Below are 21,158 nucleotides of genomic sequence, written 5' to 3'. Positions count from 1 at the left end.
CTCACTGATGATTAGCAGTGTCCTTTGTAAAATATTTCATGTTCTCCTGTCCCCAAAGATACATACTTTGAATAATTGGCATTAAACTTTCTCCGAGTTCTGTTAATGAATATTCCACCCGCGGAGGAACTTCTGGGAAGACCTCTCGGTGGATAAGACCGTCTTCCTCCAATTCACGCAGCTGCGACGTTAATACTTTGTGCGTAATCGTTGGAAAAAGCCGTTTTATTTCATTAAAACGCATGGCACCATTATGACCGAGATGATAGATTGTTGTAATTTTCCATTTTCCGTTTATAAGCGAAAGGGTTAATTCTTTTTCACAATTGAACGTGCCGTTTTTCACCTTTTTTAACACATCTTTTCTTAAATCCTCCATAAGCCCGCCACCCTTTAAAAGTATCCTTGAAGTTACTGTGTAACCAAAAAGTGCCTTCTTTTCTTTCATTGGCTTGCTCTGTAGACTGTAGGTAAGGAAATAAAATTCAGATAATTTAAACAAGTTCACTTACACTTTATTACATTTTAATGTACCCGCTTACAAACTTCAACACGTTCAATAACATGAACAGGAGGTATGACAATGGGAGGAAACCGTGCTGTTGCCTACGCTGGAGCTGGGAAGGTAGAAGTAAAAGATATTGATTACCCCGAACTGATTTTACGAGACGGGCCTGGGGTTAACCCTCTGAACGTTGGTAGAAAATGTGAACATGGCGTTATTCTAAAAGTGATAACAACCAACATCTGCGGGAGTGACCAACACATGGTCCGCGGGCGTACCACAGCTCCTGAAGGGCTCATTCTTGGTCATGAAATAACAGGCGAAGTGATTGAAACAGGCCGTGATGTTGAATTCATCAAACAAGGGGACATGGTGTCTGTTCCCTTTAACATTGCCTGTGGGCGCTGTCAGTCCTGCAAGGAACAAAATACCCACGTCTGCCTCAACGTCAATCCGGATCGCCCTGGATCGGCGTATGGATACGTCGATATGGGAGGCTGGGTTGGCGGTCAATCCGAATATGTTATGGTTCCCTACGCTGACTTTCAACTGCTGACATTTCCAGATAAAGATCAAGCAATGGACAAGATTCTTGACTTAACCATGCTTTCGGACATATTTCCAACGGGCTTTCACGGTGCTTACAGTGCCGGAGTGAAACCTGGTTCTTCTGTTTATGTCGCTGGTGCTGGACCTGTAGGATTAGCGGCCGCCCATTCCGCTCAGCTATTAGGAGCTTCCGTCGTTATCGTTGGTGATTTAATCCCTGAACGACTCGAACAGGCAAGAAGTTTCGGGTGTGAAACCATAAACTTACGAGATCACGATAAGATAGGAGAACAAATTGAACAGATTCTGGGTGTCCCCGAAGTGGATTGCGCGATTGACGCGGTTGGATTCGAAGCATCCGGCCACGGGAAAGACGCCAAAGAAGCTCCAGCCACGGTCTTAAATTCTATCATGGACGTCACACGGGCTGCCGGAAAACTAGGTATACCAGGTCTTTATGTCACAGAAGATCCCGGGGCTGCAGATGAAGCAGCTAAACAAGGATCTCTCAGCATACGTTTTGGTCTGGGCTGGGCTAAGGGACATACGTTTGTAACAGGACAAACTCCCGTCATGCAGTACCACCGCTCCCTCTTGAACTCCATTCTTCATGGAAAAGCAAATATTGCAAAAGCCGTTAATGCAACGCTCATTTCTTTGGATGAAGCCCCTCAGGGATATAGTGAGTTTGACAGCGGTGTCGCCAAAAAATTCGTTATCGACCCTCATGGCATGTTCAACAAATAATTTTTAACTGAACTGGAGGAGATGTAATGGATAAATTAACATTAGATACGGCTGAAAAAGTGATTGCCGGTGCAGAAAAAGAGGCAGAAAATATCGGAGTGTCCATGGTTATCACGGTTGTCGATGATGGCGGCAACTTAATCGCCAAACACAGAATGGATGATGCCTGGATAGCAAGTATTGCCATTTCCGAAGACAAAGCATGGACATCCGTTGCCCTGAAAATGCCTACATCCAATTTAGCAGAAGCCACCGTCCCAAACTCCGAACTTTATGGGTTAAACACCACCAACAACGGACGTATCGTTGTATTCGGCGGCGGCATCCCGCTGCAGCAGGATGGCAAAGTTGTTGGTGCGGTCGGAGTGAGCGGAAGTGCTGTCCCTGATGATGTCCAAGTCGCAAAAGCCGGAGTTCAAACCTTTGAAGAAATCATTGGTTAAACTTTTAAACCAATGATCATCGAAAACGCAGCTGACTTGAAAATAGGAACCAGGGAATAGACCAGACTGCTATGCTTCTGCATTCGGCGCAGGAGCATGGCAGTTTCATTTTTAAAACGACCGTACTTGACACCACCCAAAAAGGGAATCTTCCTCATTTCATCGTTTTTTCTACCCAAACTTGCGCTTAATAATCCCATACTTTTTTACTTGCCCGCCTGTAAACACCCTGTCTATACTATTTGGTGTAGAAAGACAGGTGAAAATCATGAATTCGTCCACCTCAAAGCGAGATTATTTTTTCGATAATGCGAAATTCATCCTGATCGGCCTCGTGGTATTAACCCATGCCATTACCCCTTTGACCTATGATCAGACTTTTAGCAAAGCTCTGTATCTGTTAATGTTTGCGTTTCATATGCCGCTCTTCTTTTTTATCTCAGGATTTTTTGCTAAAAATGCAACGGCGAGAAAAGAATGGTTGAAGCCGATACAAAGGCTGCTGGTGCCCTACCTTATTTTCCAGGTCATCTATACGTTTTATTATTACGATATGCAGGGGGACCCTCTCGAGTTTCACCTGCTTGAACCGCACTGGTCCCTGTGGTTCCTTGTGACATTATTTGCTTTTTACTTTCTGGTGCACTTGTTTAAGTTCACCCCTTATATGCTGATTCCTGCTGTTCTGCTTGGTACCGGTGTTGGTTTTGCCAATGCAGATACTCTGATTAATCTTTCGAGAATGGCGGTGTTCTTTCCGTTTTTTCTTGCCGGCTTTTATGTCAAACGCTGCCACTTAAACTTTATTTATTACTGGGGCATGAAACTAGCAGCTGTGCTTTTATTTCTGCTGGCATTTCTCGGTTTTTATCTTTACGCCTTTGACATTCCAAGGAATTTGTTTTTCGGCGATGAAACGTATCAAATGCTTGGGTTTGAAACATGGGAAGGCAGCTTGTACCGAATGCTTGCTTACGTCTTGTCCGCCGCCTTATCCATTTGTTTCTTAATCCTGGTACCAAAGCAGAAAATCGTCATTTCGGAATATGCCCAAAACACCCTGTATGTCTATCTTCTGCACGGTTTCATATTCCGATACCTGCGGGAAACGTCCTTTTATGAAGGGATGGACACCGTATTCGAAGTACTACTGCTTATGATAGGAACCGCTGCCTTCACGTATTTCTTATCTACTCCGCTCGTTAAAACAATTGCTCAGCCTGCGGTTGAACCGTTTGCCTTTTTTAGAAAACCGAGGAGATAAGCTTATTACCGCTTTATTCCTCGTCTTCTTTTATTTTTTGAATAACTTCATCCAAATCAGCAGCGAACTGATGCAGCAGGTCGGCCGAATCCGAAATTTTTTCAATGTGATCAAGCTGCTGATTGGAAGAAGCGCCCATGGCGAAGGTTTCCTCCTGGGTCCGTCCTGCAATGTCCCTTACCTCTTCCATCGAAGCTGCAGCCTGTTCCGTACCGGCCACTAATTGCCGGACTGACGAAGAATGCTCCTTCAACTGGCTGTCTACTTCTTTTGTGGTTTGAAGAATGGTGGAAAAAGATGTTCTTACGTCCTGAAGAGTATGCAGACCAGCTTCCACGTCTTCTTTAACCTTATCCATGCTGTCCACTGTGTCATTGGTTCCATGGGTAATTGTTTTTATTTGTTCTGATATTCGATAGACAGGAGCCCCCGATTGTGCCGCCAGTTTGCGGACTTCTTCTGCCACAACGGCAAATCCTTTGCCTTTCTCCCCGGCTGCTGTGGCTTCAATGGAAGCATTTAGCGACAATAGATTCGTCCGGGCGGCGATATCCCTTATCACCTCAAGCATTTGATCAATCGAACGTATTTTTTCTTCTAACTCCCGAAAAGAATAATAGGATGCTTCTACCGATCCCCTCATGTGTTCAAAAGCATCCATAAATGATTCCATGGTTTTCTCCCCTGCTTCCGCCGTTGCAGCAGTTTCTTCCGACTTATTGATACCTCCACAGAAGTTCCGGCCATTTGCTCCATTCCATCACTCATTTCGTTCATCACATGGACATTCTCGTTTAAACGATTCCACTGTCTCTGGGCGCCCTCTGTAAGTTCGCTGATGGAGGACGCCATCCTGCGGCTGTTGTCGTCTGTTAATTCTGCTTTCTGGTTTAAATGCTTTGCTGTTTCCAATACGCTTGCTGAAGTGGCCGACATACGGCCGACAATATCATCAATCACCGATTTGCGTTCCTGCTTTTTATCCACTTCCAATTGCTTCTGAATGTTTTTGTTCGAAAACACCTGCCATGACGTCGCCCCAGAAGTAAGCACGAGGAATAAGGCATGGATGATCAGCATGCGGAGAGAATAATCGGTATATCCAAAAACAATCTCCGGCAGGACAAAAAAACCAAGAAGATGCTGAACGGCAAAAATAGTAGTCATAATCGAAATCAACGATATACTGCCATAAAAGGCAAGCGCTGCCACAACCATAAAAATAGAAAAATGAAATTCAATTCTTCCGCTTCCTCCAGCAATCATCGAAATACTGGCAAAAGTCAGGCATAACGTGTTCATAAACGGGAGAAGCGTATGCTCTTTTTTTAGTTTGTACAGAAATAAACTTATACCTGCCAGAAATATCGGCAGGAAAAGCAGTGCGTATAATATACCTCCGTAATTTTCTTCCAAATATATGGAAGACACAGCTGAATCGGCAAGCATGGTATAATCAAACAAATGATATACTCTTCCTAAAATATGTATAATGACGGATAATAAAACAGATAAGACCGAAATAACAATCATCACTTTGTTCTTTTGTTTTATCACCAAACTTCCCCCCTTTAGATAAATATCGGTTGAATCCCCTTTCCGATTTAGCATTATTTTACTCATTTAGTTTTCCCTGGCATATATAATTGGAGCCTGGCTAGAATAAACGGTCCCAGTATTATTTGAGACATTTCGCTTCCCCCTTGTTCTTCCTATATCTCTTAACTGGAAATAAAGAACATTCCGGGACGTAACAATGTTTCCAGTCTTCCATCCTGCAAAAAAACAGCCCGGCTGAAAAAACGTGAGGTTCAGCCGGGCTGTTCTTAATTTATTTCCAATTCCTGTGGAGGTTCTCCTGATTTATTCATTAATCTCATGTTCTCCGGGTGAACTTCGAGAACGGTATACTCCGGGTCCTCTATCCCATCAAACCATCTGTTCATCGTCTCACGCCAGATTTTTTCCTTTGTTTCCCGATCTTCTCTGAGCACAGCTTTTCCTGATACTTCGACATAAAGATCGTCCAGCCCCTCTCCTTCATAGCCAAGAAGAATATGCACATATGGATTTTTATTAATTTCTTCGGCTTTGTGCGTTTCTTTATACGTCGGGGTATAAAGAGTTAAATCCTCATGATAGAATGTCATATACCTGGAGTGCGGTTTCCCCTGTTCCACCGTGGCCAGCACCCCTGTTTTATATTTATCAATGATCTCCAGAATTTTATTTTGTAGCTCTGTCTGCTCCATGTTTGTCCCCTTTCTTTTTTTCTCTCTATTCTAATCATTCCCCCGCAGGATAACCTGTAAACACTTGGGAACGATTTCTCCACGGGAGACAGGGGGTTAAACAAACGTTTGATGAAACAGAACACACCTGAAAAGAATCGTGGCAGAAGCCTGGCTGCCCCCCGTTTGACCCGGGTGTCAGGGAAGACGTTCCAATGCGTCTGTTAGCATTGTCCAGAACATGGAATGGTTCAGCTGCCCGGCTACGTTCACATTAGGGGCTTTCCCCGTAGTCTGCAGGTAATCAATGACTGTCATGCCCGTTGTATAGGTTCCAGCGGTTTCCACAGTGACGGGAAGGTGTGTCGTGGAGAATACTCTGTCGTCTATACAATAAGCTACTGCGCAGGCATCGTGAATCGGGGCTCCTGGAAAACCGAACAGCTCTTTGTACGTGGCCGTGAAATAATCCAGCAGTTCTGCTGTGAAGGAAGCGGCTTTCGTATCAGCGTGTCGCAGCCATTCTTTTTCCTTTTCTGCCGCCATCGCTTGATGCGTGAGATCCAGCCCGGCCATCGTCAGCGGCAGCCCGCTTTCAAACACCACATGAGCCGCTTCCGGGTCCGCGTAAATATTAAACTCCGCTGCAGGAGTCCAGTTGCCGAAAGATCCGCCTCCCATCAGCACGATTTCTTTTATATTCTTTTTTACGTGAGGCGCTCTTTTCAGAAGCCAGGCGATGTTGGTCAACGGTCCTGTCGGGACAAGGGTGAGCGGTTCTTCTGGATGATCCAGAAGGTCCGCCATCAGATCAATGGCATGCAACGATTCCTGCTGCTTTGTCGGTTCCTGCAGTTCCGGACCTTCCAGCCCGGACTCTCCATGAATATGAGGAGCTGTTTTCGGCTTTCGGACAAGCGGTTCTTCCGCCCCCTGAGCTACCGGTACTTGAGTCAATTCCGCCATCTCTGCAATAATCAGCGCGTTGCGTGTGGTATGCTGAATAGAGGCATTCCCGGAGACCGTAGTGATCGCTTTTATGTTTAATGCCGGGTGACCCGCTGCCAGAAAGATAGCAATCGCATCGTCATGTCCCGGATCGCAGTCTAGTATTATGTTTTTCGGCATATGTCCCTGCTCCTTATAACTGATGGTATCATGACAAAGAATTAAGGTGGATCCGGACATTTATTCCTTTATATAGACTATAGAGAGAATTTTTCCCCAGGAAACGGACGTTTGTTCCCTTATTTGAAGAAATCAACTAATTTTGAGAGTGAAAACGACAAATAGCGAATCAAATGTCCGAACCTCCCAATATATTCCCATAATACGGGTTGATAACGGAATAAATGTCCTCGCTGGCAAGTATAGACCAATAGGGAGCTGCATCAAAAAGTGACAGCTCCTATAGGTAGTAGCGTCGAGCGTCCGCCTGCAGCGGCTTTGCATCTTCGGCTCCTTTTATTCATGCGAAATGGCAATTTTACCGAAGAACGTTTGGCTTTCCAAGTATTCATAAGCCTGGGCGGCCTCCTCTAACGGAAACACGCTGTCGATGACGGGGACCATTTCTTTATCTCGGATCATGCGGTTCATGTCTTCAAAGTCATTGCGGCTGCCTACTCCGATGGTGCGGGTGGAAGCTCGTCCGAAGAGATCAAAATAATCTATCTTGTCGCCGGTACGGCTGAGCACCCCAATAAGAGCGAGTTCCTCTCCCGGGGCCACCGCTTTGAGGGACTGTTGTATGGTTGCAGGTCCCACCACTTCCACAACACGGTTCACACCGGCCCCTCCGGTTAATTCTTTCGCTTTTTCTCCCCAGTTTGGTGTCTTGTTATAGTTAATTACCTCATCCGCCCCGATGTCTTTCAGCTTGTCTGCTTTTTCTTCACTGGACGTTGTCGCAATGACATTTACACCCATTGCTTTCGCCAATTGTATGGCATACACGGAGACGCCGCCGCTTCCCAGTGTCAATACGGTATCCCCAGCATGAAGCGGGCTTGGGCCGTGCAGTGCGTTCCAGGCGGTGACGCCGGCGCAGGGCAGGGTGGCAGCCTGTTCAAACGTTAAATGGGAAGGCACTTGTACGAGCAGTTCCGGATTAATGACTTTATATTCTGTCAGCCAGCCGTCACTGTGAGAGCCGTACGGTTCTGTGTACGAAGGGCGGCGGCTGCCTCCGAACCATTCTTTTGTAAAGTTGCCGGCAACCCGATCGCCAACCTCAAAGCGCCGTACTCCTTTTCCAACTTCAACAATCTCCCCTGCCCCGTCAGACAGCGGGATAAGATTCGGATGCATCCCTCCCGGGTACTGGTCTTTCAGCATGGCAAGATCACGGTAGTTCAGGGATGTGGCTTTCACTTTTACCAGCACTTCCCCTCGCTGGACCGTTGGGATATCCTCGGTCACCATGTTCAGATTTTCCACGCTTCCCTCTTTTTCAAGCCGGATCGAACGCATTGTTCCTTTACGCTCTGCCATGTTGCAGCCTCCTTCTACTTCCAAATTTTGTTCTCTCTCTCATGTTAAATAATCTGGAAATAGAAAGTCTAACCATTTGCTTGGTTGTCTGGATGAGGTTTTTCTGAGGCTGCTGAAAAACTATATATAAGAATGTCTGCTGTATATTTAGAAGATGCCTTGAATATGCTGCGGGGTCTTCGACTCATGCTTTTCCCGCAGGAGTGTCGCCTTCCGCGGTCACACCTCCTGTGCTGATATAACTGCATCCGTATTTAGATGCATCGTATTTTTGATAGATGCTTTTCAGCAGCCTCGGGTTTCCTCCCTTTATGCCCTGCTTCTATTCTTCCTAACCCGATAAAAAAGATGAGTAACTCCGGGGGCTTCGACCGCCTTCATCCATTCCAGCTCCGCTTTTTGCTCCTTAAACAATCGAATGCCTCCGCCAAGAAGGACCGGCACAAGATGCAGATGCAGTTCATCAACAAGTCCTGCTTCCAAGCATTGCTGTGCTACTACGGCACCCGAAACCCCAATGTTTTTATCTTCTGCTTCCTTTTTTGCCTGTACCACAGCCTGTTCTATCCCATCTGTAACAAAATGAAAAGACGTTGTGCCTTCCGGAACCGTTTCCGGAGCTTGATGTGTCATAACATATACGGGAACACCTTGAAACGGATGGCTGCCGCCCCATCCGCCGACAATATCATAGGTGCGTCTGCCAGTAAGAATTGCCCCCGTATTCTCAAACGATGCTTCCAACACAGAATGACTCGGCTCGGAAAGTTTGAAAAAATCATTATCCCTGATCGGAGCAGTTCCCTGAAACAGCCACTCATGAAGGACACTGCCATTCTCCCCAAGCGGCTGTTTTTCATTATCATGAACGCCGGCAATAAAACCATCCAGGGATAAGGACATATCAATGACGACCTTGGCCATTTTCCTCACCTCACTTCTACCACATAAGACGTTAGTTCTTTCACTTTGCCGTTTTTGAAAGCACTCAGCCTGTATATGTCACAAAACGCATACGTTTTCCCTTGCTTGTCTGCCTTTTTTATTGTCCCATCCACTGCAGCTGTATCACCGTGCGTAATAATGTGATGGATCTCAAGCTCCCAGGCTTCCCCGCTTTTCATTTTTTTCAATTCCCCGGCAAACGCAGATTTTCCTTTGATTGGCGGCGTACCCACCATCGTCCACACCACATCTTCGCTTACATTTTCGATCAAATAATCAACATCTTCCCTGGCAAACGCTTCGTTGAATGCCCGGATAAATTCCTGGTTTTTTGTTCCCATTTTATCGCCTCCCCGATTTGTATGCTTTTAGAATAACAGGCAGGGCCAGGTGATGTTTCTTACGGATTGCTGAGCTGCTGCTCCACCCGCTGCAGAAATTGGTTCATTAATAAAGGGAGGGAAATAAGGATGGGCGGATCTTCCAGCCGCGGAGGATGAAGTTCCAAATGCTGCGGAGCAATAGCGGTAAATGGTTCCACTACGATAGGCTGCTTCGATCTTGTACGCAGGGTGGTATGCGGAAGTAAATAATCGATCGTCGATGTTTTCCAGGAAATAGCGGTGGCCATTAAATAATAAATCCCGGGGGTCACTCCGGAAATGCAGAAGTCACCAAGGGAGGGGATCAATGTACCGTGCGGAGGCAGGCCTTCCGGGATCGGCTTTGGAAATAAACCAATCAGGATAACACCATGTAACGAAGAAGCAGCTTTAATGGTCCCTTCCACGCTTGTATCCGTCTGAGAAAAACGGGGAGCCCTGGACCAGTTATTCAATTGGCGCAGGGAAGAAAAATGAGTGCCGGCCTGGGGGCCGTACTGTCGAAATTGAGAAGGCGACAGCCCTACTTTGTTCGTAAAGCGGGTCGTGAAGGTCCCAAGACTTTGCTGGCCAATTTCCATACCGATATCACGAATGTTTAAATCTGTCCGCAAAAGCAGTTCTTTTGCTTTCTGCAGGCGGAGAGAGGAGACATAATAAAGAGGGGGGAGCCCGGTTCTGGATTTAAAAATGCGGGCAAAATGATAAGGACTGTAAGCGGCCTGGGAAGCCAGCCACGAAAGCTCCAGAGGCTCATCGAGATGGGCATGGATATAGGTAATCACGTCATCGATTTCAGAATGCTGGATTCCCACCGCTTTCCTTTCTCCTTTCTTAACCACTTCTCTATCATACGTAAGATTCGACTTTTATCTGCAAAACCCTTTCTTTCTTTTGATTTTATTTTGATTTGTTACTAGCGGTCGAACCATTTGTTATCTCTCAACACTCCGATCCTCCCGCTTCCCTGCCAGAGCTCCGCTTCATTTTCTGCTGTCTGCACCCATTCCGGTATCATATGGTTTAGAGGGTCCCTCGTTTTACTGCTTGCAAAAACAGCAGTGACAAGATGCACAGGCTGATCTCCGGCGGGAAGAGAATGAGTCAAGGACGGAAGCAGGGCCGGGCTGGCGTATAGAAGATTGGTATTAGGATCTGTTTCTACCAATTTTGCTATTCTCTTCTTTGTTAAATCATAAATAGCACTAGTGCCTGTGTCCAGACACACACCGATACCGTATTCTTCGAAGCTTTCCACGTGGGGGGTGATCTCCGATTTCGGTTTTGTCGGCCGCTGCTCCAGCGGCACAGAAAAAGCGCCTTCGACAGTATCCAGTTCTCTTTCTGTATAAATGTGGTGAATCCGGACATGCCACATCCCCATAGGGATCAGCCACGTCTTCACTTCGACATCCGTCCACGGCTTCCACCGGGAATATAAGGCGCTATCCTGCCACTCCATCGTTTCACATCTCCGTCTTACTCTGTAATACGTATCCTTTTCACTGAAGGCAAGCATAGAGTCAAACGCACCCTGCTTTTCCCCGTAAATTCCTTTCGGGACATGAAAACCAAAATGAGTGGAATAGGCAAACTTGGCATACTTGCTTTCATTATGAGCATGCTCCGTGTCCGAATATTGTCCGGATACGAGAGCATACACATGCTGTTGATCATCCTCTCTTGTAATAACCATGCGCGGATGAGGCAGTTTTTTGATTTTATCCAGCTTTGGCAGCGGCTTTTCTTCGACCTGCCAGAAGGGGTGGCCTGCCCGCAGAGCCAAAACTAAAAATGTTTTCATAGCCCAGTACGGAGAGCCGGGAGAATTGTAGTTTTCAGCCATAATCAGATTCGGATAGCCGTACCCAATCGTGAGCACCCCGTCTTCCGTAAAAATGGGCTGTTTCATCCACCAGCGGAGATGGCGGAAAATCAGCCCTTTGCACACCCCCATGCTTATATCCTCCAGACCCGCATAAATATACGCACTCCAAAACGACACCTGGGCAAACCGGTACGTCAAACTGCGTCCGAACGGAAGGGCAGAACCATCTGCAGCAAACCAGTACATAAAATCCCTGGCGAACATGGAAGCGCGCTGTTTATACAAGCCTGAACGTTCAGGATCGGCTTTTTTCATCAGCTCTGCATATATCAAACCGTAATAATGAAAAGCAAATGAAATATAGTAATCCCATTGTTGCGCGTGACCATCAGCATACCAGCCGTCCCCCTGATAATAGGATTCAATTTTTTCAAACGACTCCTCCTGCCTGGCATGATTTACAGGTAGACCGACCGAGTGGAAACCGGTATTCACTAATATCCGAAAAAACTGCCAATTGTTTTCTACGACCTCATACTGATTTATCTGATCCAGCCACTGATACAGGTTATCTTTTTCTTCGTCATTTAAGGGAGCCCAGACTTTGTCAGGGACAAGGGCCAGAGCCAGACCAAAAGCAGCCATTTCCACCATCCGCTGATCAATCCCGTTTATATCCCCCCAGTATTCCTCGTGATCCGGGTTGGTTCCGTTCTTTATACCCTCCAGGTGCACATTCCACAGTTCTGTCTCCTCTCCGCCTGCGGCCAGTGGAACCATCCCCCAAAGCAGCCGTGAAAAACCTTCCATTCCTGCAATATCAAGCCCGAAATGAGCACTGCTGCTGCCCAGATTCAATCTTGTTTTTCCCTTCGTGTAGTATTTTTCCAACGGGTGGTACAGTTCCGTTATCAGGTGAATCAGATCCTCCCGGGTCTGCAGAGAGTTCTGAGTGATCGAAAGAGCCATGCTTTTATCGTCCTTTCTCCTTCTTTTATCTGATATTTCGAAATTGACTTGGTGCCATTTGATTATATTTTTTAAATAATTTATTAAAATAACTTGTATTGTCATAACCAAGGGAAAAAGATATGTCATCCACGGTTCGGTCCGTGTGAAGCAGATAATGCTGGGCCTGCTCCATTTTTTTCTTGGTGACATATTCGATGAACGTGTCCCCGGTCTCCTGTTTAAACATCCGGCTGAAATGGCTGGGGTTCAAGTGTAAATGCTGAGCCACTTCCTCCATCGTGATGCGTTTATCCATATGAATCTCGACGTATTTCTTGGCCTCCCGAATTTCTTTTCTGTCCATCCTCGCCTGAAGACGTCCGGCTGTTTCTATTTTCTTTTGAATATACGAATCTAAATAATCATGTAATTGAGAAAAATTTTTCAAGGAGTGTATTTCACTGTATAAAACAGAGGAAGATTTATGGGAATAATGCTGCAGCGAGTGGTATTTTAATTCTACTTCGGTCAAGATTTTGTGCGCCCAGCTTTTTATCCGATCCGGATGGTGCTGTTCGTCCCGTAATATTTTGGTCCAGGTTCGCACCCAGGTTTTTACATGGCTGCTGCTTTCCGTTACAATCAGCTGTTTTAACTCATCAAGAGCCGGAGCATAGTGACAAAAAATATCCTCTTCCTGAAAATCCATCAGCCTATCTTCAAGCCGGTATATCCCCGGTTTATCCATATAGAACCATTCATGCTTCAATGCGGCCAGGGACCGGAGACCTCTTTTCATTTCCTTCACACCGGAAATCGTTACTCCTATGACAAAGCATATCTCCATTTCGTTTCTCTGCCACAGCTGCCGCTGCATTTTTTTCAGAGCTGCCGTCATATCTTCCAGCTGACGGCCGGAGGAAAGGGAAGAAGAAACAGGAAACAACCAGTACATGTCCTGAAGACTGCAGATAAAGCTTTCTGCTTCCATTGTTTTTTCCACGGTCTCATGACTTATTTTTTCTACAGCCGGGAGTCTGCCTTCTTCTTCTGTATTGATTACGCGTGCTGTCACTGGAATATGTGTAAGACCGCTAAAATCCATTTCGATGAATTCCATTCCACTGCTTGGCGGCGCTTCCAATGAATGGGTAAGCAGCCCGCGGATCCATTCTTTTTTCATACTGCTCTTCGACTGTTCTGCGATGGATTTCCATTGGTGCATATTCTGTTTTTGTGCTTTTTTATTGGTTACCCGGACCAGAGTACGGTCGAGCACCTCCCCAAGCATATCGGGTTCGAGCTTCTCTTTTAAAATGTAATCGCACACATAAAGACGCAGGGCCTGACGGGCGTATTCAAAATCATCATGGCAGGTAATGACAAGGGACTCGAGCTCCGGGTTTAATTCCTTTATTTTTTCAATAAGTTCGAGGCCACTCATGCCAGGCATACTAATATCGGTAATTACGATATCTGGAACATCTTTCTTGGCTGCCGTCCACGCTTCTGTACCTGTTTCACACTTTCCGGAAACCTGAAGTCCTTTCTTCTTCCACGGAACACAGTCATACATGAATTCAAGCATTTGATAGTTATCTTCAGCTAAAAGTACTTTCAAAGCTTATCCCCCTTTCCGAGCCATCGGAAATTGCATCGAAACAGTAACTCCCCCGCCTGCATTGTTTTCAACATTCATCTGAAAAGCTTTGCCGTAGGTTAACTTCATCCGGTCATAAACATTTTTCAGCCCAATGCCAAACATGCTGTTTTTCTGCTGTTCATAGCTTTCCCTAATATATTTCTTATCCACCAGCATTTTCTCTTTTATTTCTTCGAGTTTCTCAGGTTCCATCCCTGACCCGTTATCTGCTATTTCAATATAAATATTCGGCTCAGCTGTCCAAGAAGATACGATAATGGTACCGGTACTGTCCGGCACCCCATGATAGCAGGCATTTTCAATTATAGGCTGAAGAATAAACTGCGGCACTTCGACTTCCAGCGCTGCCGGCTCCAGTTCGTGTTCAAATTGGACCGAATGTTTACGCATTATGTTCAATAATTTCATATACTCTTCCGATTGTGCGATTTCCTCTTTCAGCGTCACCCATTCTGAGCCCCGGTAGATAGCACGGAGCAGCGTACTCAGAGAGGAAATCAGCTTCGCATTCTCCATATTACCGTCCCGCATGATTTGGATACGGATGGTATTCAGGATATTGAATAAAAAATGCGGCTGTATTTTCGATTGCAGGCTATTTCCGCCTTTCGCTTCATAGCCTGTTCTGTCTTGATCTGGTGGATAGTCTGCTGAATTCTGTGCAGCATGTGATCAAATGCCAAACCCAGCCTTCCTATTTCGTCCTCTCTTTTTAAATTGGCCCGGATATCCAGGTTCCCCTCTTCCACTTTTTCCGCGGTACGGACCAGCTGTTGAATCGGACGGAAAAAACGGTGGATGATCCACATCATCACTCCAATAAAAACGGCAAAAGCACCAGCTTGAATGAAAAAATTCTGCTGATACGCACGGTCCATATCATTGACGGCCTGCTGATATGGAACATAGCTTACAAGCTTCCAATTCTCCTGCTGCAGGCTCTGCTGGACGACAATGTAATCTTCTTCGTTCTCCATTTCACTGATGGTGGAAGAGGCCCCTTCGGTTTCTTTAAAATAGGGAAACATCTCCCCCGGCGGAAATTTTTCACTTCCGTATAAAACCCTGCCCTCTTCATTTAAAAGTAGATAATGGCGGTCCGTTGCTTCATCGGAAAGCAGAACCCGGTCCAGTTCTGCCTGATGAATGCTCGCAAACAAATGAGCGGTCGTCTCGCCATTGTAATTCGCCAGCCTTCTTCCAAGCAGAATAGAAGAATTCATCGTCTCCTTTGCTTCCCTCCCCCGGGGAAGAAACGATGAAGGACCGATCCAATATACTTCAAAAGGTGACATCCCTTCCATAACTTCCATGATCTGCTGATACGTTTCTTCCTCTTCACTGAACGCCGGTCTCCACCGGGAACCGGACATGACCTGGCGGTTTTCCGCTGTAATAATAGAAAGAGAAATATCCTTGTTTCTGGTCAAAAGACTCAGTTGTTCATTGATTCGAAGAATTCCCCGGGCTGCCAGCTCTTTCTCCGGGGTTCCGTTCACGGCACTTCTAACGTCCTCATCGTATTGAACATAATTCATTGTCTGAATCACATCGTCCAATAAGTTGGATAAATAAACCTCTGTTAATTCAGCCGCATTTTCCTCACTTTGGACCATCCGCTGCTGTAAAATATGGAAACTCGTAACATTTAAGTTCAGTACGCTGAACAGCATCGGCAGCAGCATACAGAGAAAAATCAGCGCTAGTAATTTTTGTTTAAAGGAAAAAGAACGCAGCCATCGCACAACGAAAGCCTGCCGCAACCTCCTCATAGGAATTCCCCTTTGCCGTCAAGCATTATCCGTGCGGAAGAAAGTGTACGTCTACGGTAAATTCCTTTCCCGGCTTCAATACGTGTAGATCCAAAACGTTCATCCATTGGGTTGTATTGGAATGGTTTATAAAGGAGCAGCGCTTCAGCGTTGCTTCCAGCTGCCGGGAATCAAAGAAGATCGTCAATGAAAGGCCGCTGCTAATAATGCTTCCTTCCTGAATCTCCATGTCCATGTCGCTCATGATAAACCGTTCCACCACAGTACCTGGTTTTTTCGTGAAGCAGTAACTGTCCCTGACAGTTAACGCCGGTGATGCAGTCTGCTTCCAAATAAACATGCGGTGGAGCGTTTGAAGCTGCGGCAGCATGTACGTATGTTTCAAATCCAATCCAAACGTCACGATATCTTTTTCCGTGTGATAATGCGTCACTTCTGCCTTTTTGTTTATGCCAGCCGACTGATAGACCCCATCAATACAGGGAAGAGAATGTCCTCTGGAACTATTGGTTATAAATTGGTAGCGTTCCCTTCCAAAATACCCCTTTTGATACAGGCCGGCCCCTAAATCTTTTAGCATAAATTGTTCATTGCGGCCGAGTATAAAATGACCGACATCGTTATGATTGTGCGGTTCATCATTATGCCCTCCTTTAGCGGCAAATACAAAATGGTCCGCGCCTGCCGTGTGCCTGGCTGTGAGCCACTGGGATTGCGGAAGATAATACACCGCATCGCTCCAATCTTTGCTTTCCAGCTCCTCATCCATCCATATCCACTCCCGGAGCAATGGAGCCCAGCGCGCACAATGATCGGAAGGAAACGGGAAGCGATAAGCGGCAGAAGGCACCTCTACATCCGGATAAATATGATGAAGGTAATGACTGAGCCCTATCAGAACGGAGCTTTGGGCGGGGCAGTCGGAAAAGTTCGCTGTGTTGTTTTGATAAAGAAAGCATTTCTGCTGGAAGAGCGCTATATGATAAACTTTTTCCTCTTGAAACAAATCCACTGTTCCTTCTGATTTTGTTTTCATCATGTCAGCAAAATATACGAAGAAGCCGAAGCCATACTGCCAGTATTGGTAGCCTTCCTTACAGCCCCCGTCAGCTTCAAATCCTTCTAAAAAACAGTTCATAGAGCGAAGGTTCCGTTCCAGAATCTCACGCAGCACTTCTTCCGCCTCTACAATATGCAGCGCTGCTGCCCCGATGGAACCAGCGCATACCGCAGCCCAGTTATGCCGGGCCGTTTCCCATTCATACGTATAACACCGAAAGGGCTCCAGTACCCTGCGGTGGATTTCTCTATTTATAACGTCCGCCAGCCAGGGATCCAGCCAGGCCTGGGCCAGGCTTCGTATCTCACCGAGTGCAAAAGCCGTTTCTGCAGCGAATAAGTCAATGGGAGCTTTATCGTCGAGATGGACATGCGCCGGAAGACACCAGGTGTATTCATTACAGATATCCCAGATTTCATTATGCAAAGCTTCCAGATACTTTGAATCTCCGGTATGCAGTAATACCATCAATGTAAAAATATTTAACCGTTTTCTTCTTTTAAAATAAAGATTTTCGTACCCTTTTCTGTCTCCTGTTTCAAAATATTCTTTAAAATGGGTGAACGTCAGATGCGGAGCAGGCCTTTGTATTTCCACACCGGCCTCCGCGTAGAGTTCTTCGACTAGTTTTTTATAGGCGGGATCTTTGTTCCGGGTTTCCCACCATTCTTTCTGTCCTGTTTTATCCGGCAGCAGCTGCAGGCCGGAACGTTGGGTCAAGGCGGGAATCGTCATAGTCATTATTCAGCCCTCCAGCTGATACAAGGAAGATTAGAGTCTACGCGGGACTCTAATCTCACTGCCATTTTTACTCCGTATTATTGTCGATAATTTCCTGGACCTGATCATCGGCATTTGTAATAGTCGTTTCTAAATCCTGTTCCCCCAAAAGAAAAGCATCGGATTCGTTCATGTAGGCATCGGCAACCTCCCCAATAAAAGGCGGCGGGATCGTAACGTCAGCGGCTTCCGAATCCTCCAGAACCCGCAGCAGAGATTCTTTATTCACTTTTTCCGGATCAGAGTCCGCTAATAAATTATCAACGACTGTATCTAAATCTGCTTCTTTGTAGTCCGGGAGATATTTCCCCTGCTCGACTATTCCCTCTGTTGTGTACCAGCGGATAAATTCGAATGCCTCTTCCTTATGCTCCGAGCCCGAATACACAGATAAGAAATCAGCTCCGGCAGGAGTTGTCACAGGATCGTCTTCATAGGCTTTCGGATAAGGGGCAAACGCTGTCGTAAATGGCGAGGGGCTGCCGTCAATACCCCCGGCTTCATTAATCATCCAGCTGCCAGTCATAATCATCGCGGCGGATTCATTAAAATATTGATCTCTGTAATTTAAGTCCTGTGAAATAGTTTCGTCATACGGTACCGCAGATCCTTCATCGTGGCCGCGCTCCCGGATTTCCAGTGATTTTCTCATAATGTCACTGTTGATATTGGATGTCTCGCCATCCTCTTTGACAAGATCATTATTTTTCATCTGGTTCATAGCTGCGAGTTTAATATAGTCAATCCAGGTATGAAAGTAGGTCCCGTACATTTTATCGGTTCCTTCTCCCTCTGTCAGTTCCGCGGCATAATCCATGTAATCCTCCCACGTCCATTCGGTCGGAATGTCCAGATTATTTTTCTCGAGGGCATCCTGATTCATCATCACAAAATTCATATTATATTTCCCCGGCAGGGCATAATAACTGCCATCCACACTCGTGTCCACCCTGTACTCGTTATCATAATTGAAATCAGCGTCTTCGATAAAAGCGTCAAGCGGTTCAAACATTCCCTGACTCACCCGCTGGGCATAATTTGCCGGATCATTAATCATGATAACGTCCAGCTGGTCCCCGGAAGAGGCCGCAAGATCGATTTGTTTCATCGTTTCATTGGCATCATTGTTTTCCGGCGTCACCGATTCTACATTAATATTTGGATGCTCCTCTTCAAAGGAAGCTATGACTTCATCCCAATTGTCTTGACTTTCATTATACCAGTGATGCAGACGGACCGTTACTTCCCCGTCATTTTCGCCTGTGTCCGCTTCGCTTTCTTCACTGCCTCCCCCATCGGAACAAGCTGTCAGTCCAGCAATCAATAAAGCACCCATAAGAACAAACCAAGATTTTCTCATATATTCTCCTCCTTCATGTATTATATTTCTTTTACTTATCCTTTCACACCGCCCCGTGCAATCCCTTCAATTACATACTTCTGTCCGATAATAAAGATAAGGAGAAGCGGAAGAATGGCAGACACGGAGCCGGCCATAATTAAACTGTAAAGTTCCCCGCTGGACGTGGAAAACTTATCAATCGCCAGTTGAATGGTCGAAAGCTCTTCCGAACGCAGAAATATGAGAGGACCCTGATAATCATTCCATGTCCAGATAAACCGAAGAATCGCATACGTGGAAATCGCCGGTATCATCATTGGAACGACCACTTTCCGGAACACAGTGAGATGGCTCGCCCCATCCATTTTAGCCGCATCGATAAAGTCATCATGGATACTGGAAAAAAACTGCCGCAGCAGGAACGTCCCCAGTACACTAAAACTGTTTAACAAAATAAGGCCGATATGCGTATCAAACAAATTCAAATAGCGGTACATAATAAACTGAGGAACCAGAATAGCCTGGGCTGGAATCAAAAATGTAGCAAGAACCAGAAGAAACAGCACGTCTCTCCCTTTGAATTTAATTTTAGAGAACCCATATGCTGCCATCGCAGATACTGTAACGGAAATGAAGGTGGTGGCCAGGGTCACTTTAATAGAGTTCCAGTAGTAAAGAATGAAAGGCTGCTCTCCAAACCATACTTTTTCATAGTTCTCCCAGCGCCATTCACTAGGGATCCATTGAATGGGGTAGGAAAACACTTCGATTTCCGGCTTTAAAGAAGCAGACACCATCCATATAAAAGGAAGCAGGAAGAAAATTCCGAATACCCCCATAATAAGAGTGATACCAGCTTTTTTTATGCTTATTTCTTTAAGTTTATCCATCCCTTTTGCCCCCTCCTTTCGTTAATAATTCACCCATTTCTTCTGCCCTACCCATTGAATTAGGGTAATCAGCAGTAACAAGGCAAGCAGTGTGATCGCAATGGCCGAAGCATAACCGGATTTGAGATTATCAAATGCCTGTTCATACAGGTAATAAACGATCACCGAGGTGGAATATCCCGGACCGCCGTCTGTGAGAACCACTATTAATTCGAACGCTTTGAAACTGTAAATAATGCCGGTGATTAATAAAAAGAATGTCGTTGGTGATAACATGGGGACGGTGATCATTCTGAATTTCATCAGCGCCGAAGCTCCATCCATATCGGCCGCTTCATATAGGTCCGTCGGAATATTCTGTAATCCAGCTAGATAAATAATTAAACTAAAACCAATTGACGTCCAGATCGTAATAATAATGACAGAAATCAAGGCCCAGCTTGAGTCAGCCAGCCATTTCGGCGGATTATCTATGCCGACGGCCATTAAGAATTCATTAATCGGGCCAAAGGACGGGTGAAACAACAGCTGAAACACAATTGCAATCGCTACTATACTTGAAATATAGGGCATGAAATAGACAACTTTAAAAAAACCCTTGAAATACACATGCTTGTTAATAATGATAGCCAGAATCAGCGCGATAAACATCGTCACCGGAACGGATAAAATCAGCCAGAAATTATTAACAAGAGATTGAATAAATGGTTTATCCTGCAGCAGCTGCTTGAAGTTTTCAAGACCTACAAAATTCACCTGGTCCAATCCATTGATAAATACCCAATCTGTAAAACTGACGATAAGGGAAAGAATAATGGGGATAATCACAAGAATTGTCGTCCCGATAAACATAGGAGCAATAAATAAATATCCCGCCACATTTTCTTTAAAGGTCTTGCTGCTGAACCAGCGGGACTTTGCTGTTTTTTTCCGCTGCTGCTCTACCTTCTGAGTCTGCGCCTCCGTTTTTGCTTCCATCAACTCACCCCTTTCAACGCAACAAAGGAAGCGTTTTCATTTGTTGTTAAGATTCATTGTACGTTTCTAAGCACATCAATACATGTAACTAATTTGACTGAATTAAAATTATTTTTGCTTGTTCCGTTTCGTAGAGAAGACAAATGAAAATCCAGAACCCTGCAGGAAATAAGAAAACGGACCCTGGGGAAAACACCCAAGATCCGTCCTTTTTTGATTTGATTACTGTTATAGCACATGAGCTGAAGGCAGAAGCATTCTTCTGATTTTCTCACAGCCAGCCAGCATCCGATATATCGTTCCGGCGGAAGATATGCAGGGTAATTGGAGGACA

21 protein-coding genes are annotated in these 21,158 nt (G+C 45.6%); 3 read left to right on the top strand and 18 right to left on the bottom strand.

Annotated elements, in window-relative coordinates; all coding sequences use genetic code 11:
- Position 1 precedes the first annotated feature (1 nt).
- Positions 2 to 379: a winged helix-turn-helix transcriptional regulator gene (locus G475_RS0113745; RefSeq protein WP_026701789.1), complete on the bottom strand. Its 378-nt coding sequence runs from the start codon at positions 377 to 379 to the stop codon at positions 2 to 4.
- Positions 380 to 583: 204 nt separating this feature from the next.
- On the opposite strand from G475_RS0113745, the gene fdhA reads away from it, so the two are divergent.
- Entirely contained in the window at positions 584 to 1,801 is a 1,218-nt protein-coding gene (gene fdhA, locus G475_RS0113740) for a formaldehyde dehydrogenase, glutathione-independent (RefSeq protein WP_026701788.1), read from the top strand.
- A gap of 26 nt (positions 1,802 to 1,827) precedes the next feature.
- Entirely contained in the window at positions 1,828 to 2,244 is a 417-nt protein-coding gene (locus tag G475_RS0113735; RefSeq protein WP_026701787.1) for a GlcG/HbpS family heme-binding protein, read from the top strand.
- On the opposite strand, the gene G475_RS27255 is transcribed toward G475_RS0113735, so the two are convergent.
- Positions 2,241 to 2,384 carry a hypothetical protein gene (locus G475_RS27255; protein ID WP_156911703.1) on the bottom strand — a complete coding sequence of 48 codons (144 nt, stop codon included), beginning with the start codon at positions 2,382 to 2,384 and terminating at the stop codon, positions 2,241 to 2,243. The genes G475_RS0113735 and G475_RS27255 overlap by 4 nt on opposite strands.
- A gap of 128 nt (positions 2,385 to 2,512) precedes the next feature.
- On the opposite strand from G475_RS27255, the gene G475_RS0113725 reads away from it, so the two are divergent.
- Positions 2,513 to 3,508: an acyltransferase family protein gene (locus G475_RS0113725; protein WP_035711234.1), complete on the top strand. Its 996-nt coding sequence runs from the start codon at positions 2,513 to 2,515 to the stop codon at positions 3,506 to 3,508.
- A 13-nt stretch (positions 3,509 to 3,521) separates the two neighbouring features.
- Here G475_RS0113725 and G475_RS0113720 read toward each other — a convergent pair whose 3' ends face one another.
- From G475_RS0113720 to G475_RS0113645, 16 genes are all read right to left on the bottom strand, one after another.
- Positions 3,522 to 4,181 carry a methyl-accepting chemotaxis protein gene (locus G475_RS0113720; RefSeq protein WP_026701784.1) on the bottom strand — a complete coding sequence of 220 codons (660 nt, stop codon included), beginning with the start codon at positions 4,179 to 4,181 and terminating at the stop codon, positions 3,522 to 3,524.
- Positions 4,148 to 5,065 (bottom strand): methyl-accepting chemotaxis protein, encoded by a 918-nt coding sequence (locus G475_RS0113715; protein WP_026701783.1) that lies wholly within the window; start codon positions 5,063 to 5,065, stop codon positions 4,148 to 4,150. Before G475_RS0113715 ends, G475_RS0113720 begins: the two co-directional genes overlap by 34 nt.
- 269 nt (positions 5,066 to 5,334) lie before the next feature.
- Entirely contained in the window at positions 5,335 to 5,760 is a 426-nt protein-coding gene (locus tag G475_RS0113710) for a pyridoxamine 5'-phosphate oxidase family protein (RefSeq protein WP_026701782.1), read from the bottom strand.
- Between the two features lie 177 nt (positions 5,761 to 5,937).
- On the bottom strand, positions 5,938 to 6,867 hold the full coding sequence (locus G475_RS0113705; RefSeq protein WP_026701781.1) for a nucleoside hydrolase: 930 nt from the start codon (positions 6,865 to 6,867) through the stop codon (positions 5,938 to 5,940).
- 336 nt (positions 6,868 to 7,203) lie between these two features.
- Positions 7,204 to 8,232, bottom strand: coding sequence for a zinc-dependent alcohol dehydrogenase family protein (locus tag G475_RS0113700; protein ID WP_211233930.1), 1,029 nt, complete (start codon positions 8,230 to 8,232; stop codon positions 7,204 to 7,206).
- Positions 8,233 to 8,541: 309 nt separating this feature from the next.
- Positions 8,542 to 9,156: a dihydrofolate reductase family protein gene (locus G475_RS0113695; protein WP_026701779.1), complete on the bottom strand. Its 615-nt coding sequence runs from the start codon at positions 9,154 to 9,156 to the stop codon at positions 8,542 to 8,544.
- Between the two features lie 5 nt (positions 9,157 to 9,161).
- The gene (locus G475_RS0113690) at positions 9,162 to 9,518 is read right to left on the bottom strand and encodes a nuclear transport factor 2 family protein (RefSeq protein WP_026701778.1); all 357 of its coding nucleotides are present in this window, start codon (positions 9,516 to 9,518) and stop codon (positions 9,162 to 9,164) included.
- 59 nt (positions 9,519 to 9,577) lie between these two features.
- Positions 9,578 to 10,375 carry a helix-turn-helix domain-containing protein gene (locus G475_RS0113685; RefSeq protein ID WP_026701777.1) on the bottom strand — a complete coding sequence of 266 codons (798 nt, stop codon included), beginning with the start codon at positions 10,373 to 10,375 and terminating at the stop codon, positions 9,578 to 9,580.
- A 101-nt stretch (positions 10,376 to 10,476) separates the two neighbouring features.
- Complete coding sequence (locus G475_RS25130) at positions 10,477 to 12,357, bottom strand: DUF2264 domain-containing protein (protein WP_035711232.1); 1,881 nt, start codon at positions 12,355 to 12,357, stop codon at positions 10,477 to 10,479.
- A gap of 25 nt (positions 12,358 to 12,382) precedes the next feature.
- Positions 12,383 to 13,960 carry a response regulator transcription factor gene (locus G475_RS0113675; RefSeq protein WP_026701776.1) on the bottom strand — a complete coding sequence of 526 codons (1,578 nt, stop codon included), beginning with the start codon at positions 13,958 to 13,960 and terminating at the stop codon, positions 12,383 to 12,385.
- 3 nt (positions 13,961 to 13,963) lie between these two features.
- Positions 13,964 to 14,542, bottom strand: a complete 579-nt coding sequence (locus G475_RS0113670) for a sensor histidine kinase (protein WP_233275786.1) — start codon at positions 14,540 to 14,542, stop codon at positions 13,964 to 13,966.
- Between the two features lie 11 nt (positions 14,543 to 14,553).
- The gene (locus G475_RS0113665) at positions 14,554 to 15,774 is read right to left on the bottom strand and encodes a cache domain-containing sensor histidine kinase (protein WP_035711231.1); all 1,221 of its coding nucleotides are present in this window, start codon (positions 15,772 to 15,774) and stop codon (positions 14,554 to 14,556) included.
- 25 nt (positions 15,775 to 15,799) lie between these two features.
- Complete coding sequence (locus G475_RS25125; protein WP_051302529.1) at positions 15,800 to 17,575, bottom strand: heparinase II/III family protein; 1,776 nt, start codon at positions 17,573 to 17,575, stop codon at positions 15,800 to 15,802.
- A gap of 67 nt (positions 17,576 to 17,642) precedes the next feature.
- Positions 17,643 to 18,974, bottom strand: coding sequence for an ABC transporter substrate-binding protein (locus tag G475_RS0113655; protein WP_026701773.1), 1,332 nt, complete (start codon positions 18,972 to 18,974; stop codon positions 17,643 to 17,645).
- Positions 18,975 to 19,009: 35 nt separating this feature from the next.
- Positions 19,010 to 19,846, bottom strand: coding sequence for a carbohydrate ABC transporter permease (locus G475_RS0113650; RefSeq protein WP_026701772.1), 837 nt, complete (start codon positions 19,844 to 19,846; stop codon positions 19,010 to 19,012).
- Between the two features lie 21 nt (positions 19,847 to 19,867).
- Positions 19,868 to 20,824: a carbohydrate ABC transporter permease gene (locus G475_RS0113645; protein WP_026701771.1), complete on the bottom strand. Its 957-nt coding sequence runs from the start codon at positions 20,822 to 20,824 to the stop codon at positions 19,868 to 19,870.
- Between the last annotated feature and the right edge of the window lie 334 nt (positions 20,825 to 21,158).

The sequence above is a fragment of the Salibacterium aidingense DSM 18341 genome (genome assembly GCF_000429685.1).
In the GTDB taxonomy this organism is placed as follows: Bacteria; Bacillota; Bacilli; order Bacillales; family Marinococcaceae; genus Salibacterium; species Salibacterium aidingense.
Note: the sequence above shows the minus strand (reverse complement) of the source record. Positions and strands in the feature narration are given on the sequence as shown.

Coding starts and splice junctions, on each gene's coding strand:
- G475_RS0113745 (WP_026701789.1), bottom strand. CDS start 379: ATGGAGGATTTAAGAAAAGATGTGTTAAAAAAGGTGAAAAACGGCACG.
- fdhA (WP_026701788.1), top strand. CDS start 584: ATGGGAGGAAACCGTGCTGTTGCCTACGCTGGAGCTGGGAAGGTAGAA.
- G475_RS0113735 (WP_026701787.1), top strand. CDS start 1,828: ATGGATAAATTAACATTAGATACGGCTGAAAAAGTGATTGCCGGTGCA.
- G475_RS0113725 (WP_035711234.1), top strand. CDS start 2,513: ATGAATTCGTCCACCTCAAAGCGAGATTATTTTTTCGATAATGCGAAA.
- G475_RS0113720 (WP_026701784.1), bottom strand. CDS start 4,181: ATGGAATCATTTATGGATGCTTTTGAACACATGAGGGGATCGGTAGAA.
- G475_RS0113710 (WP_026701782.1), bottom strand. CDS start 5,760: ATGGAGCAGACAGAGCTACAAAATAAAATTCTGGAGATCATTGATAAA.
- G475_RS0113705 (WP_026701781.1), bottom strand. CDS start 6,867: ATGCCGAAAAACATAATACTAGACTGCGATCCGGGACATGACGATGCG.
- G475_RS0113700 (WP_211233930.1), bottom strand. CDS start 8,232: ATGGCAGAGCGTAAAGGAACAATGCGTTCGATCCGGCTTGAAAAAGAG.
- G475_RS0113695 (WP_026701779.1), bottom strand. CDS start 9,156: ATGGCCAAGGTCGTCATTGATATGTCCTTATCCCTGGATGGTTTTATT.
- G475_RS0113690 (WP_026701778.1), bottom strand. CDS start 9,518: ATGGGAACAAAAAACCAGGAATTTATCCGGGCATTCAACGAAGCGTTT.
- G475_RS25130 (WP_035711232.1), bottom strand. CDS start 12,357: ATGGCTCTTTCGATCACTCAGAACTCTCTGCAGACCCGGGAGGATCTG.
- G475_RS0113665 (WP_035711231.1), bottom strand. CDS start 15,774: ATGAGGAGGTTGCGGCAGGCTTTCGTTGTGCGATGGCTGCGTTCTTTT.
- G475_RS25125 (WP_051302529.1), bottom strand. CDS start 17,575: ATGACTATGACGATTCCCGCCTTGACCCAACGTTCCGGCCTGCAGCTG.
- G475_RS0113655 (WP_026701773.1), bottom strand. CDS start 18,974: ATGAGAAAATCTTGGTTTGTTCTTATGGGTGCTTTATTGATTGCTGGA.
- G475_RS0113650 (WP_026701772.1), bottom strand. CDS start 19,846: ATGGATAAACTTAAAGAAATAAGCATAAAAAAAGCTGGTATCACTCTT.
- G475_RS0113645 (WP_026701771.1), bottom strand. CDS start 20,824: ATGGAAGCAAAAACGGAGGCGCAGACTCAGAAGGTAGAGCAGCAGCGG.